14 protein-coding genes and 1 other annotated feature are annotated in these 14,067 nt (G+C 33.6%); of the genes, 1 reads left to right on the top strand and 13 read right to left on the bottom strand.

Annotated features, from left to right (window positions below; genetic code table 11):
• Positions 1–15 precede the first annotated feature (15 nt).
• Genes C8E03_RS18945 through rsxC form a run of 6 tightly spaced genes read right to left on the bottom strand, consistent with a single transcriptional unit; the run spans position 16 to position 4,987 of the window.
• The gene (locus C8E03_RS18945) at positions 16–807 is read right to left on the bottom strand and encodes an RnfABCDGE type electron transport complex subunit B (RefSeq protein WP_094376216.1); all 792 of its coding nucleotides are present in this window, start codon (positions 805–807) and stop codon (positions 16–18) included.
• 11 nt (positions 808–818) lie between these two features.
• A complete protein-coding gene (gene rsxA / locus C8E03_RS18940) occupies positions 819–1,394 on the bottom strand; it encodes an electron transport complex subunit RsxA (RefSeq protein WP_094376215.1) in 576 nt (191 codons plus the stop codon).
• 13 nt (positions 1,395–1,407) lie between these two features.
• On the bottom strand, positions 1,408–2,112 hold the full coding sequence (gene rsxE / locus C8E03_RS18935) for an electron transport complex subunit RsxE (RefSeq protein ID WP_110291841.1): 705 nt from the start codon (positions 2,110–2,112) through the stop codon (positions 1,408–1,410).
• The gene (locus C8E03_RS18930; RefSeq protein ID WP_094376213.1) at positions 2,112–2,726 is read right to left on the bottom strand and encodes an RnfABCDGE type electron transport complex subunit G; all 615 of its coding nucleotides are present in this window, start codon (positions 2,724–2,726) and stop codon (positions 2,112–2,114) included. Before C8E03_RS18930 ends, rsxE begins: the two co-directional genes overlap by 1 nt.
• Entirely contained in the window at positions 2,723–3,655 is a 933-nt protein-coding gene (locus tag C8E03_RS18925) for an RnfABCDGE type electron transport complex subunit D (RefSeq protein ID WP_110291840.1), read from the bottom strand. The genes C8E03_RS18930 and C8E03_RS18925 overlap by 4 nt, the downstream gene beginning before the upstream one ends.
• Before the next feature lie 12 nt (positions 3,656–3,667).
• A complete protein-coding gene (gene rsxC, locus C8E03_RS18920; protein WP_110291839.1) occupies positions 3,668–4,987 on the bottom strand; it encodes an electron transport complex subunit RsxC in 1,320 nt (439 codons plus the stop codon).
• A 301-nt stretch (positions 4,988–5,288) separates the two neighbouring features.
• Between rsxC and C8E03_RS18915 the strand changes: the two genes are divergently transcribed.
• Positions 5,289–6,419, top strand: a complete 1,131-nt coding sequence (locus C8E03_RS18915) for a ribonuclease H-like domain-containing protein (protein ID WP_094376210.1) — start codon at positions 5,289–5,291, stop codon at positions 6,417–6,419.
• A 79-nt stretch (positions 6,420–6,498) separates the two neighbouring features.
• Here C8E03_RS18915 and C8E03_RS18910 read toward each other — a convergent pair whose 3' ends face one another.
• The 7 genes from C8E03_RS18910 to serS form a co-directional block, all read right to left on the bottom strand.
• On the bottom strand, positions 6,499–7,272 hold the full coding sequence (locus C8E03_RS18910) for a CheR family methyltransferase (protein ID WP_094376209.1): 774 nt from the start codon (positions 7,270–7,272) through the stop codon (positions 6,499–6,501).
• 138 nt (positions 7,273–7,410) lie between these two features.
• Positions 7,411–8,499 (bottom strand): 30S ribosomal protein S1, encoded by a 1,089-nt coding sequence (gene rpsA / locus C8E03_RS18905; protein ID WP_094376208.1) that lies wholly within the window; start codon positions 8,497–8,499, stop codon positions 7,411–7,413.
• On the bottom strand, positions 8,480–9,325 hold the full coding sequence (gene ispH / locus C8E03_RS18900; RefSeq protein ID WP_094376207.1) for a 4-hydroxy-3-methylbut-2-enyl diphosphate reductase: 846 nt from the start codon (positions 9,323–9,325) through the stop codon (positions 8,480–8,482). Before ispH ends, rpsA begins: the two co-directional genes overlap by 20 nt.
• Positions 9,326–9,338: 13 nt before the next feature.
• Positions 9,339–10,001 carry a (d)CMP kinase gene (cmk, locus tag C8E03_RS18895; protein WP_094376206.1) on the bottom strand — a complete coding sequence of 221 codons (663 nt, stop codon included), beginning with the start codon at positions 9,999–10,001 and terminating at the stop codon, positions 9,339–9,341.
• A gap of 79 nt (positions 10,002–10,080) precedes the next feature.
• On the bottom strand, positions 10,081–11,307 hold the full coding sequence (locus C8E03_RS18890) for a BaiN/RdsA family NAD(P)/FAD-dependent oxidoreductase (RefSeq protein ID WP_110291838.1): 1,227 nt from the start codon (positions 11,305–11,307) through the stop codon (positions 10,081–10,083).
• Positions 11,300–12,223 (bottom strand): MurR/RpiR family transcriptional regulator, encoded by a 924-nt coding sequence (locus C8E03_RS18885; protein WP_094376204.1) that lies wholly within the window; start codon positions 12,221–12,223, stop codon positions 11,300–11,302. The genes C8E03_RS18890 and C8E03_RS18885 overlap by 8 nt, the downstream gene beginning before the upstream one ends.
• 136 nt (positions 12,224–12,359) lie before the next feature.
• The gene (gene serS / locus C8E03_RS18880; protein ID WP_110291837.1) at positions 12,360–13,637 is read right to left on the bottom strand and encodes a serine--tRNA ligase; all 1,278 of its coding nucleotides are present in this window, start codon (positions 13,635–13,637) and stop codon (positions 12,360–12,362) included.
• A gap of 119 nt (positions 13,638–13,756) precedes the next feature.
• Positions 13,757–13,955: a binding site (T-box leader), on the bottom strand.
• Positions 13,956–14,067: the final 112 nt, after the last annotated feature.

Below are 14,067 nucleotides of genomic sequence, written 5' to 3'. Positions count from 1 at the left end.
ATTATATCATTATTTTTATAGTATAATCTTCTTCGGGCATTTTTCTACACACTTACCACATGCCGTACATTTATTATAATCAATATGTGCAATATTATCTACAACATGAATCGCGTCAAATTCACATACTTTTTCACACATTTTACATGCGATACAGCCAACTGAGCAGCCTTTCATTACATCTTTACCTTTATCTTTAGAATTACATTGCACCAAATGCTTTGTCTCATAAGGAACCAGTTCGATCAACTGCTTTGGACACTCAGCTACGCATTTACCGCATGCCTTACATTTTTCCTTATCCACATACGCAATTCCATCTACAATATGAATTGCATCAAACGGACATACCTTTACACAGCTTCCATATCCCATACAGCCATAATTACAGGTTTTCGGTCCACCCGCCGGAACAAATGCCAACATCTTACAGTCTTCTACTCCATAGTATTCATAATTTTGTTTCGTTTTGTCACAGGTTCCTGCACATTTTACAAAGGCTGTCATTCTAACTGTCTCTCCTGCCTGTTTACCCATGATTCCACCAATTTTTTCTGCAACAGGACTTCCACCTACCGGACAGGCACCTACCTCTGCTTCGCCTTGTGCAATTGCCTTTGCTAATGCATCACAACCAGCGTAGCCACATCCTCCACAATTGTTTCCAGGTAATGCATCTCTAATCTGTAGTTCTTTTTCATCTACTTCAACCTCTAATTTTTCGCCTGCTACTCCAAGGAATAATCCAATGATTAATCCAGTCGCACCAACTACAGTTGCTGCTATTATAATTCCTGTTATACTCATGTTTATTCCTCCTATATTAGTCCAGCAAAACCAAAAAATGCAATTGCCATGAGACCTGCTGTTATTAATACAATAGGTGAACCTTTGAAAGCTGGTGAAACATCATTATATTCCGTTTTTTCTCTGATTCCTGCCATAATAACGATTGCAATAGTGAACCCAACCGCCGTTGCAAATCCATTTACAACACCCTGTATAATATTATATGATTTAGTTACATTGTTTAATGCAACACCTAATACAGCACAATTGGTTGTAATAAGTGGTAAATAAACTCCAAGTGCCTGATATAATCCAGGACTTGTTTTCTTTAAAAACATTTCTACAAATTGTACTAAAGCTGCAATAACAAGAATAAATACAATTGTCTGCATATATTCCAAACCAGTTTTTTCCAATACAAATTTATATATGATACTTGTAAAAGCAGATGCAATTGTTATAACAAATATAACAGCTCCACCCATACCAGCCGCTGTCTCAACTCTCTTAGACACTCCAAGAAATGGACATAGTCCCAAAAACTGGCTTAATACAACATTATTGATTAATGCGGAACTAATAAGTATAATAATTAATTCTTTCATTTATGTCCACCCCCTACATTTCTTTCTTATCAACTGTAAAAACTCTTCCACCACAGCTTCCATTCGTGCAGCTTGCACAGCCACCTTCTGAGCATCCTGTTGATACCGTTGTATTATTTTTGTTTGAAATATTTAATTTTACTTTATTCTGAATTGCTGTTAGCAATGCTAATACAAAGAAAGCTCCCGGTGCTAAAATAAAAATAGTAATAGGCTCATAAGCTGCCGGCATAATTTGATGTCCAAATATCATTCCCGCACCAATTAACTCTCTTACTGTACCAATGCATGTCAGTCCAACTGTAAAACCAAGTCCCATACCAACACCATCAAAAATAGACGGAACAACTGGGTTTTTAGATGCATAGCTTTCTGCTCTTCCTAAAATGATACAGTTAACAACAATTAAAGGAATATAAATACCAAGTGAATCATAAAGACTAGGTACATAGCCTTCTAGTAAAAACTGAACAATTGTAACAAAGGAAGCTACAATTACGATGTAGGCCGGCATTCTCACCCTATCAGGAATAATATTTCGAAGCATCGATATTAACATATTTGACATGATAAGTACAACTGTAGTCGTAAGTCCCATACCTAGTCCATTTACTGCTGAAGTCGTTACAGCAAGAGTAGGACACATCCCAAGCATTAGTACAAAAGTAGGATTTTCTTTCACAATACCATTATAAAGTCTTTCTACCACTTTATTCATTATTTGTTTCCCCCTTCTTTAATACTATTAAAAAATACAATTCCAGCATTCACTCCGTTTGTTATTGCATTTGTTGTAATGGTGGCACCACTAATTGCATCAATTTCATTTTCAGCTGACGCACCCGTTTTTGTATATTGGAAACTTTCTACATTCTTGTTGTCGAACTGGCTCTTAAAATCAGATTCTTTTGCTTTCATACCTAGTCCTGCCGTTTCGCTAATACTTAATATTTCATAACTGTTAACAGTTCCATCCATTTGTATTCCAAGTGTAAATGTAATGTCTCCGCCATAGCCTTCACTGGTTGTTACATTCATTACATAGCCAAGAACACTTCCACTTGAATCAAGTGCCTCTACAATTTCTTCAATGGATTCCTCTTCATATCCAGCCTGTGCCAGAACCTCAGGTGCTTTGCTTAAATCGATCGATTCATCTTCTTTAAATTCCACTGCATTCTCAAACACAGCCTGAAAAGCCTTTTGTTTGGTTAATAATTTCTGCTGCTCTATAGGTGTTTTAGAAATTTCGTACACCAAACCTAGCAAAAGACCTGCAATTAATGTAATTAACGTGAGCATTACTGCATCTTTTATTATTTTTTTATTCATGCTTTTTTCTTCTCCTTTCCAAAAGCTGTAGGGAGAGTCACTCTTTCTATAAGAGGTACTAAAAGGTTGCTAAAAATAATTGCATAGGAAACTCCTTCTGCTGATCCTCCAAATAGACGAAACAATCCGGTCAGAATTCCCAGAATAATTCCATAAACTATTCTACCTTTTTGTGTAATGGGCGAAGTTGCATAATCGGTAGCCATAAACCACGCTCCAAGCATAAGACCTCCGCCACACAAATGTGCAAGAACAAAATCAATATCAAATCCTTTTCCACCAAACATAATAATAAATACTGCAAAAGACAAAATGTAGTATGCTGGTATTGTAACATTAATCACTCCGATTGCCAAAAGTAATATTGCTCCAATCATAATGGCCACTACAGAAGTTTCCCCTATGGTTCCTTGAATGGTTCCAAGAAACATTTTCCATGTATTAACGCTTTCTCCGCTCTTTAGTACCGCAAGAGGAGTTGCACCTGTTACAGTGTCATATGTAAAATTTGTCATTCTGCCTGTAAAAGAGATAAGTAAAAAGCATCTGGCTCCTAAAGCCGGATTCATAAAATTTTGTCCAAGACCTCCAAATACCTGCTTCACTACTAATATTGCAAAAATACCACCAATAACTGGAATCCATAATGGTACTGAGGATGGCAGATTAAGTGCTAGCAACAATCCCGTAACCGCGGCACTGTAATCACCTATTGTTATTGGTTTCTTCATAAAATATTCATAAAAATACTCAGTTAGCACGCAAGTAGCCATGCTTATAATTATAATTAATAACGCTTTCAATCCAAAATTATATACACCAAATGCACTAGCAGGCAATAATGCAATTAAAACCATTAGCATAATATTACTGCTTGTAAATTTAGCTCTTATATGTGGTGATGATGATACATTCCTTAAATCACTCACTTTATATCCCTCCTATTTCTTTTTCTTATTGGCTAGTACTAGCAGTCTCATAGATTTAATAGACTGTGTTAACTGTCTTTTTGCTGGACATATGAAGCTACAGCAGCCGCATGCGCAGCATTCCATACCGTCATATTTTTCAAAACTTGCTTCATCGTGTCTCTCAGCAAAATCTGCCAATCTTGATGGTATAATTCTACCAGGACAGACCTCGACGCACTTTCCGCAATTTATACATGCACTAGGTGCAAGCTCTGCGACATCATCATTTGTCAGGCAAAGAAGTGCCGATGATGTTTTCGTAGTCGGAACATCTAAATCATATATAGCAAATCCCATCATAGGTCCTCCTGATATGATTTTAGCCGGCTCCTCTGTAAAACCGCCTGCCTCATCAATCAATTCATGATAGTTGGTACCAGTAGCTACTAAGAAATTCTGAGGATTTTTAATTGCATTACCTGTAACCGTGACTATTCTATGCATCAATGGCTTGCCTTCACAAACTGCCATATAAATAGCTGTGATTGTATCTACATTATTAACTACACAACCTGCATCCGCTGGCAGCATAGAAGAATTAATTGCTCTTCCGGTTGAGGCATAAATCAATTGTCGCTCTGCTCCTTGAGGATATTTGGTTTTTAATGAAACAACCTCAATTCTGTCTTCCTTTTGAACTATTTGATTCAACTTCTCAATGCAATCTGGTTTATTATCTTCTACAGCAAGTATTCCCTTTGCATTGTCAAACAGCTTTAGTATAACCTTTAATCCACTTACAATTTTTTCCGGCTCCTCTAACATTCTTCGATAATCCGATGTTAAATAAGGCTCGCACTCTGCACAATTGGCAATTACATAATCTATTGCTTTGTCATCCTTTGGCATGAGCTTAACATGAGTGGGAAATCCTGCTCCACCCATACCGACAATTCCTGCTTCTTTAATTAGGTTTCTTATCTCGTCTTTTGATAATTGATCTAAAGATTTTACTTTTTGATACTCAATTTCTTCATATTCACCATCATTTTCAATAATAATCGAATTAATAGTTGCACCTGTTACTGTCAGTCTAGGTTCTATTGCCTTGACTGTACCAGATACGGAGGAATGAATATTAGCCGAAACAAATCCTGCGGCTTCGGCAATTTTTTGTCCTTTTAAAACCCTATCTCCTTTTGCCACTACAGGTACAGCAGGTGCACCTATATGTTGTGATAATGGATATATTAATTCACCCTTTGGTAAAACGGTTTTAATAGGTCGATCTTTTGATAAATCTTTTCCATCATAAGGGTGTAAACCACCTTTGAATGTAAACGCTCCCATATTATCCAACCTTTCTATGTAAATATTAATATTTAGTAATGTAGTAACTTTTTACAATAAAATTTGTTTTTCGCATTACTCTATCTTATAATATACTAGATTTATCATACAAATTCTATACTTTATTTTTATTTTAATGTGTTTTATAATGTACATAGAATAGATATTATATGTGAAATTTTTATCAAAATTAAAATGTAAGTATTTTCATTTTATTTAAAAAACGAATTGTACTTGCATATTTTTTTATTTCTAGTTAATATAAGATGGTAACTTTCAATGTTTAATTGAGGATAGAAATATGTATATAAGAACTTATGATTTGCAAAGCAATGATGAAGATTTGACTGGATTTCACTTCATTTTTCAAACACTTCTTTGTAAAGATAAATTAACACTTTCAGAAGTGTTAATATTTGATATAGAAACAACAGGTTTTTCACCTCGAAATACTTTTTGTTACTTGATAGGGTGTATATATTATCAAAATGAAACTTTCAAATTAATACAATGGTTTGCTGATTCTGTTCAAGATGAACCAGCGATTCTTGAATCATTTTTTCAATTTTTGCAAAATTACAATGCGGTATTACATTATAACGGAAACGGTTTTGATATCCCTTATCTTACGCAAAAAGCTGCCTATTATAACTTTCCAAATTTTTTTGAAAAAACAGAAAGTATTGATTTGTATAAACTTCTTTCTCCTTATAAGAAGTTTTTTAAACTGGAGAACCTAAAGCAAAAGACAGTAGAGAATTTTTTAGATATCCAACGTGAAGACCAATATAACGGTGGTCAATTAATCAATATCTACTCAGATTACTTAACTACCCCTAGTGAAGAAGCAAAGCAAATACTTCTTTTACATAATAAGGAAGATATATTTGGTCTATTCAGTTTATTACCTATGCTTTCATATCATTCGCTTTTTAACGGTCTTTTTTCTATAGCCGGCTTTCATGTAAAGCAATATACAGACATGAATAAACAACAACAATTTGAATTTTACATAGATTTAAATTTTCAGTTAGAGCTTCCTAAAAGAATTTCTTACGGATATAAAGACTATTACTTTATAGGTAATAAAAATAGTGGAAAACTTAAAATTAAAGTGTTTTCTGATGAGCTAAAGTTCTTTTATAGTAATTATAAAGATTACTACTATCTTCCAAGTGAAGATATTGCGATTCACAAAAGTATTGCATCATTTGTTGATAAAGAACATCGAATAAAAGCAAAATCGTCTAATTGCTACATTAAAAAATCAGGACACTTTCTTCCGCAGGAGCAAAATATAATTATTCCTTGTTTTCGTCAAAATTATAACGATAAACGTACTTTTTTTGAATTAACTGATGAAATTCTCAACAATCAAGTTTTATTTAAAAAATATGTACTGCATATATTAAATGTTTTGGTCAGCATTTAAAAGCAAATAAAGGAGTATACATTTGTACTATATCATGTATACTCCTTACTATTTTATTATAATACAAATTCGTTAATATTTATTCCTTCGAATAGAAAAATGATTTATATCTACCAAAACCTAATTCCTTATACTGCATAATTTGTTCTGTACTCCCAATAAATAAAATACCATCCCTAGCTAATGCATCATGAAATTTCTTATAGATTTCATCCTTAGCTTCCTCTGTAAAATAAATAAGTACATTTCTGCACACAATTAGATTGCAGGCAGATGGATATGGATCCTTTAAAAGATTATGTTGCTTAAACTCTACTCGTTGTTTAATCTCATCACCGATCTGATAAGATTGCCCTATTTTAGTGAAATATTTATTCAAAAACTCCTTAGGAACACTTTCAACACTCTTAGCATTATATAAGCCTACTTGAGCTTTATGTAACACCTGACTGTCAATATCTGTTGCAATTATCTTTATCTGATTAAGTGGTAAAAATTTAGACAACGCCATAACCAGAGAATAAGGTTCATCACCCGTCGAACACGCCGCACTCCATATTTTAAGGTTTTTACCATACATTTCAATCAGCCGTGGAAAAACCTCTTTGTCAAGCAAACCCCATTGTTCTGGATTTCTATAAAATTCCGATACATTAATTGTTAAATAATTTACAAATTCATTAAACATCTTAGCATCTGCTTTTATCGTTCTTACATAATCATCATATGTTTTAATATTATTTTTGGTAATTAATGTGTCAATTCTTCTTTTCATCTGACGTTCTTTATATGCATCTAAATCAATTTTAGTGAGTTTGAAGACGTCGTCTTTAAATTTTTCATAACCTTCCATTTAGACAACTCCTTTTTATATTATAGTATTTACACATTAACATTCAATCAGCTTTAGAAATATTAGTTGCTTGCGTACATAAAGATTAAGGAAAGCTTGCTAAGCAAGTTTTCCTTATCCTTTATTCATAATATAAAATTATTCTTCCGTAGCTTCTTTCGTCGTTTCTTCTGTATTGTCCTCTAATGCTTTTATACTTAAACTTATCTTCTTTTCTTCTGCATTAAAATCTACAACCTTAGCCGTAATTTCCTGATTTACTTTTAAAACATCGGAAGGCTTTTCAACATGTTCTTTTGATATCTGTGACACATGAAGTAAAGCATCTACGCCTGGTTCTAATTCAATAAATGCTCCAAAATCAGTCATCCTTGCAGCCTTACCTGTAACAATTGTTCCAACTGCATATTTGTCAGCTGCACTTATCCATGGATTTGTATCTGCAAATTTTAAACTAAGAGCTATCTTATCTCCGCTGATATCCTTAATAAGAACTTTTACTGTATCTCCGATTTTAAAGACTTTCTTAGGATTTTCAACTCTACCCCAAGACATTTCAGAAATGTGAAGTAATCCATCTGCTCCGCCTAAATCTATAAATGCTCCAAAATCTGTTACATTTTTAACTGTACCTTCAACTACATCACCAACATTGATTTTTGCAAATAATTCTTTTTGCAATTCATGTTTCTTAGCAACCAATAATTGCTTGCGGTCACCAATAATTCTTCTCTTCTTTGGATTGAATTCACTGATTACAAATTCAATCTCTTCTCCAGCATATTTTGATAAATTTTTCTCATAGCTGTCTGATACCAAACTGGCAGGAATAAAGATTCTTGCTTCATCAACTACAATACTTAATCCACCTTCTAATACTTTATCCACTTTAGCCTTAAGTACCTCTTTGTTATTGAATGCTTCTTCTAATCTTTTATTTCCTTTTTCTGCTGCAAGTCTCTTGTAAGTTAACAAGACTTGTCCTTCGCCATCATTAACCTTTAAAACTTTTACTTCCATAGAATCACCAACAGATACTACTGTTGTTAAATCTACGTTTGGGGTATTTGTATATTCATTTCTAGTGATAATTCCATCCGATTTATAACCTATATTTAAGATGATTTCATCTTCTTTGACATCGATAACAGTGCCTTCAACTACCTCCCCTGTACGTATTGTTTTCAATGATTCTTCAAGCATTTCTTCAAAACTCATTTCTGACATTTGAATGAACCTCCTCAATAATATTATTTGGGGTTGAAGCCCCTGCTGTAATACCTACGCTACCAAAGAACTGCAAGGACTGCGTATCCAAGTCATCTAGTGTCTGTATATAGTAAGTATTTTCACATTCATCATTACATATTTCAAATAACTTTTGTGTATTGGAACTATGCTTATCTCCTATAACAATCATAGCTTCAACCTGACTTGCAACTCTCCTAGCTTCCGTCTGTCTTTCTTCAGTCGCGCTGCAAATCGTATTTAAAACAATTATATCATAACCCTTTTTTGAAATAATTTCAACTAAATCTTTAAATTTATTGTAGTTAAATGTCGTTTGTGACACAATACACACTTTTTGATTGTTCCTATTCGTATATTCCAAAGCTTCTTTCGTATTTTCAATAACCGTAACTTTTGAGTTACACCATCCCTTTATCCCTTCAACTTCCGGATGAGAATCATTCCCGATTATTACAATTTCATATCCATTCTTACTGTATTCACTAACTATTTTATGAATCTTCTTAACAAATGGACATGTAGCATCAACATAGTTTACCCCTTTTTGTTCTAAAATATCATATATTTGCTTGGTTGCCCCATGCGATCGTATAATTACAGTACCCTCACTGATTGTGAGAAGCTCCTGTTCTGAATTGATGACCTTAACCCCTTTATTTTCTAAATCTTTGACCACTTCTTCGTTATGAATAATGGGACCAAACGTATAAATATTTCCTTTTCCTACCTGCTTATATACGGTTTCAACTGCTCTCTTTACTCCAAAGCAAAACCCTGCTGTTTTTGCTAATATTACTTTCACACTTACCTCCAAATTATTCAGATTTTACTAAATTAATAATAGTATCAATTACTTCATCTGCTGTCATGTTGGAAGAATCTACTAATACAGCATCTCTTGCTTGCTTTAAAGGTGCAAACTCCCTGTTACTGTCCCTTTTGTCTCTTTCTATAATATCTTGTTCAATCTCTTCTATATTACATTGGATACCCTTTTGAGTCAACTCCTCGTATCTTCTTTTTGCCCTAACTGATGAATTTGCAGTTAGATATATTTTTATATCAGCCTCAGGCAAAACATAGGTTCCAATGTCTCTGCCATCCATAATAACATCTGCCTTTGCTGCTAACTGTCTTTGTAATTCAACAAGCTTTAAACGAACCTCTTTATTAGCGGAGCTTACAGATGCCATATTTCCTACTTCTTCTGATCTAATAAATGGATTTACATTTTCACCGTTCAAAATTACTATCTGTTCTCCCTTATGGTACTCTATTGTTATATTTGCATTTTTGCTGGCTATGCTAATTTTGTCTGATTCCTCCGGCTTTATATTTTCTCTGATTATGTATAAAGCCATAGCTCGATACATTGCACCTGTATCAACATAAATATATCCCAATTTTCTTGCTAAGGTCTTTGCAATGGTACTCTTGCCAGCTCCAGCCGGTCCATCTATTGCTATACTAAAACTCATGTAAAATCCTCTTTCTATCATTAATTTATTTTAATCTTAAACTTTTTATCTGCTTTACAACCTAAAATAAACTGCTTATTTATAAACCGATACCTGCCGCATAAGCAGTTGACCAGGCTATCTGCAAATTAAAACCTCCTGTAAGTGCATCTAAATCTAAAACCTCACCAATAAAATATAAATGATTTATCAATCTTGATTCCATCGTAGACGGATTAATTTCTTTGACCGAAATACCGCCTTTTGTAATAATTGCCTGATTATAATCACAAAGTTCAGTTAAAGTAAGTTCCATATTTTTAATAATATTAACAAAATAAATTCGTTCCTCTTTGGTAACTTCATTCACCTTCTTATCAGGACTAATCTTACTAAGTTCAATCATTACCGGAATCAGCTTTGCAGGAAACAAGCTTGTAATTGCATTTTTAAATTGCTTATTTTTATATATTTCAAACTCTCTTACTACTCTGTTATCAAGCTGTTCCTCTGTTAAAGCAGGCTTTAAATCAATATTAAGAGTTAAATGCTTATTCTTTAATTTATCTGCTACCAAACTACTGGCACTTAAAATCAGTGGTCCACTTACTCCAAAGTGTGTAAACATCATCTCTCCGAAATCGCTATATAGCTGCTTTCTGCCGTCATATATCGTCGCCTTTACATTCTTTAATGAAAGTCCCTGCAAATCCTTTACAAAGCTCTCCAAGGCTCTTATCGGTGCTAATGATGGCATAAGCTTGGTTATCTTATGTCCTGCTGACCTGGCAAACCGATATCCGTCTCCTGTTGAGCCTGTTGATGGATAGGATAAACCACCTGTGGCAATTATAATGTGATCTCCATATACAACATTTTTATTTTCTAATTCCAAACCTTTTGCCTGACCATTTTCAATCAGAATGTTCATAACTTTCGTATTTATATGAATTTCTACACCTAATCTTTGCAATTCTTTTGTTAAAGCAGAAATAACGTCAGATGAATGATCTGAGTATGGAAACACCCTGTTTCCTCTTTCAATTTTAGTTTTAACTCCCAAAGCCTCAAAGAAATCAATAACATCATAATTATTATAGCCGTAAAATGCACTATACAAAAATTTTGGATTTGATACTACATTATCAAATAGCACTTCCATATCACAAGCATTTGTAATATTGCATCTTCCTTTTCCTGTAATAAAGAGCTTTTTACCTAGCTTATCATTACTTTCGTATATAATTACTTTATTTTTATTACGAGCTGCAAAGATAGCTGCAAACATACCGGCTGCACCGCCTCCAACAATTAAAACCTTACTCATTCCTATCACCCAATCCAAATTCTTCTATACTACGACTATCCAAATAATTCATCTCATCGTTATTATAAATCTGATACTCGTCCCAAATTCTTTCTAATTCTTCAAGTGTCGTAATTACCTTTTCTTTTTGCTTCATACAGATCGCAACTACAAGAGCATTGATGACACTTAAAGGAGCTACAAGCGAGTCAACAATGGAAACCATTTCACTTTTAGCGACTAAATTGCAGGAGGAATATAAGTTAATAGGAGCATGAATATTATCAGTCAAGGTGATAACCGCCGCATTTTTGTTATTTGCAAATTCAAGCGCCTTTAAGGTTCTCATCGAATACCTTGGAAAGCTGATTCCTATAATAGCATCGTCTTTATCAATGTGCAGCATTTGCTCAAATATTTCAGTGGTGCTATTTGTATTAATCAGTAAAACGTTATCAAGAAGCATATTAAAATAAAACCCAAGAAAGCTTGCCAATGGTGCACAACTTCTTAAACCAATAATATACACCTTTCTGGCATTAATCAATGTATCAACAGCTTGCTCAAAGGCTTTCCCATCCGTATGTTCCAGCGTATATTTTATCTTTTCTGCGTCAGCAGCCAATACATTTTCGAGAATTTGTGACTGGCTGTTATGTCCATAGGTAACTTCCATCTTTTCTATTTTATTTAACCTACCCTGAACCAATTCTTCAATTGATTTTTGAAATTCAGGATAACCTTTATATCCCAAATTCATTGCAAAACGAACAACCGTAGATTCGCTAACCCCAACAGCTTCACCTAGCTTTGTAGCTGTTAAAAATACGGCTTTGTCATAATTATCCATGATATAAGCAGCTAAACGCTTTTGCCCCTTACTTAACATATTATATTGATCATTAATTTTATTTACAATATCCTTTGTGCTATCCATATGTTACCTTCTTAATATTATTTTACAGATTATAGTATAACATGAACTATAGCAATAAGCCAATCACATATTATATGTAATTGGCTTTTCAATAGAAGTACCTGTTGCTTGGAAATAACTGATAACTGAATATTTTTTATTTTATAAATTCTTTGCCACCCATGTAAGGTTGAAGTGCCTTTGGAATACTTACACTTCCATCAGCATTTAAATTATTTTCTAGAAAAGCAATTAGCATTCTAGGAGGAGCAACTACTGTATTATTCAATGTATGCGCGAAGTACTTACCACCTTCCCCAACTACTCTTATTTTTAATCTTCTTGCCTGTGCATCACCTAAATTAGAGCAGCTCCCAACTTCAAAATATTTCTTTTGCCTTGGTGACCATGCTTCTACATCAATTGATTTCACCTTTAAATCAGCCAAATCTCCAGAACAGCATTCCAAGGTTCTTACTGGTATGTCTAAGGAGCGAAATAAATCTACTGTATTCTGCCATAATTTATCAAACCACATTTTACTATCTTCTGGTTTACATACAACTATCATTTCCTGCTTTTCAAATTGATGTATTCTGTAAACACCACGTTCCTCAATTCCATGGGCTCCTTTTTCTTTCCTAAAGCAAGGTGAATAACTTGTCAAAGTATGTGGCAATTGTTCTTCTGGAATAATAGTATCTATAAATTTACCAATCATTGAATGTTCACTTGTACCAATTAGATACAAATCTTCACCTTCAATTTTATACATCATTGCGTCCATTTCCTCAAAACTCATAACACCTGTAACAACATCACTCCTTATCATAAAAGGAGGAATACAGTAAGTAAAGCCTCTATTAATCATAAAATCTCTGGCATAAGATATTACGGCTGAATGTAATCTGGCGATATCTCCCATTAGATAATAAAAACCATTTCCCGCAACCTTTCTTGCACTGTCTAAATCTAATCCATTGAAATTATCCATTATTTCTGCATGATATGGTACCTCAAAATCTGGTACAACAGGCTCTCCATATTTTTTAATTTCTACATTTTCTGAATCGTCCTTACCTATTGGTACACTTGAGTCAATAATATTTGGAATTACCATCATGATTTTTGTAATTTTTTCTAGTAATTCAGTTTCTTTACTCTCTAATTCAGCAAGTCTGTTTGCATTCGCATTAACCTGAGCCTTTACTTCTTCAGCTTCCTCTTTTTTGCCCTTAGCCATTAATTCACCGATTTTTTTTGATAAAGATTTCCTGTTGGCTCTTAAATTATCTGCTTCCTGCTGTGTCTTTCTGCTTTCTACATCAAGTTCTATCACTTCATCTACTAAGGGAAGCTTTCTGTCCTGAAACTTATTTTTAATATTTTGTTTTACAACCTCTGGATTTTCTCTCAAAAACTTTAAATCTAACATTTTTCCTCCTATATTCAGCATAGTTTGCTTACTATATCATATTTTAATAAAACATAGTAAGAGCTTCATAATTCTACATTCCAAGGCATAAAAAAAACCTTCACGCACCATAAAAATAAATATGGGGCGAAAGGAATCCGCGTTGCCACCCAAATTGCAGAAAATATACTGCCACTCATTAGTACGATAAAGGATACCAACCTTCAAACTCTTCGTTTGCGGCTCCGAAAGTGGATAAATTTAAATTCACACCGATTCACACCATACATCGGCTCTCTGAAGTAAATTTTAAATTCTTGCTTTCATCGACACTATTTTAACTCTATATTTTTTATATTATAACCTTTTTTTTAGTTCTTTTCAAGAACTTTATGTCATCTAACACATGATTTTATTCCTTTATTATTATCTTTTTTTATTTCTTTATTCG

This window comes from Lachnotalea glycerini, from assembly GCF_003201285.1.
Lineage (GTDB): Bacteria > Bacillota > Clostridia > Lachnospirales > Lachnospiraceae > Lachnotalea > Lachnotalea glycerini.
This window is presented reverse-complemented; position numbering and strand designations above follow the sequence as displayed.

Bases quoted from the DNA above. Each gene is read 5' to 3' on its own strand.
- rpsA (WP_094376208.1), bottom strand. From the start codon at position 8,499: ATGTCAGAAATGAGTTTTGAAGAAATGCTTGAAGAATCATTGAAAACA.
- C8E03_RS18890 (WP_110291838.1), bottom strand. From the start codon at position 11,307: ATGAGTAAGGTTTTAATTGTTGGAGGCGGTGCAGCCGGTATGTTTGCA.
- C8E03_RS18885 (WP_094376204.1), bottom strand. From the start codon at position 12,223: ATGGATAGCACAAAGGATATTGTAAATAAAATTAATGATCAATATAAT.
- cmk (WP_094376206.1), bottom strand. From the start codon at position 10,001: ATGAGTTTTAGTATAGCAATAGATGGACCGGCTGGAGCTGGCAAGAGT.
- rsxC (WP_110291839.1), bottom strand. From the start codon at position 4,987: ATGGGAGCGTTTACATTCAAAGGTGGTTTACACCCTTATGATGGAAAA.
- rsxA (WP_094376215.1), bottom strand. From the start codon at position 1,394: ATGAAAGAATTAATTATTATACTTATTAGTTCCGCATTAATCAATAAT.
- C8E03_RS18930 (WP_094376213.1), bottom strand. From the start codon at position 2,726: ATGAATAAAAAAATAATAAAAGATGCAGTAATGCTCACGTTAATTACA.
- C8E03_RS18945 (WP_094376216.1), bottom strand. From the start codon at position 807: ATGAGTATAACAGGAATTATAATAGCAGCAACTGTAGTTGGTGCGACT.
- C8E03_RS18915 (WP_094376210.1), top strand. From the start codon at position 5,289: ATGTATATAAGAACTTATGATTTGCAAAGCAATGATGAAGATTTGACT.
- rsxE (WP_110291841.1), bottom strand. From the start codon at position 2,112: ATGAATAAAGTGGTAGAAAGACTTTATAATGGTATTGTGAAAGAAAAT.
- serS (WP_110291837.1), bottom strand. From the start codon at position 13,637: ATGTTAGATTTAAAGTTTTTGAGAGAAAATCCAGAGGTTGTAAAACAA.
- C8E03_RS18910 (WP_094376209.1), bottom strand. From the start codon at position 7,272: ATGGAAGGTTATGAAAAATTTAAAGACGACGTCTTCAAACTCACTAAA.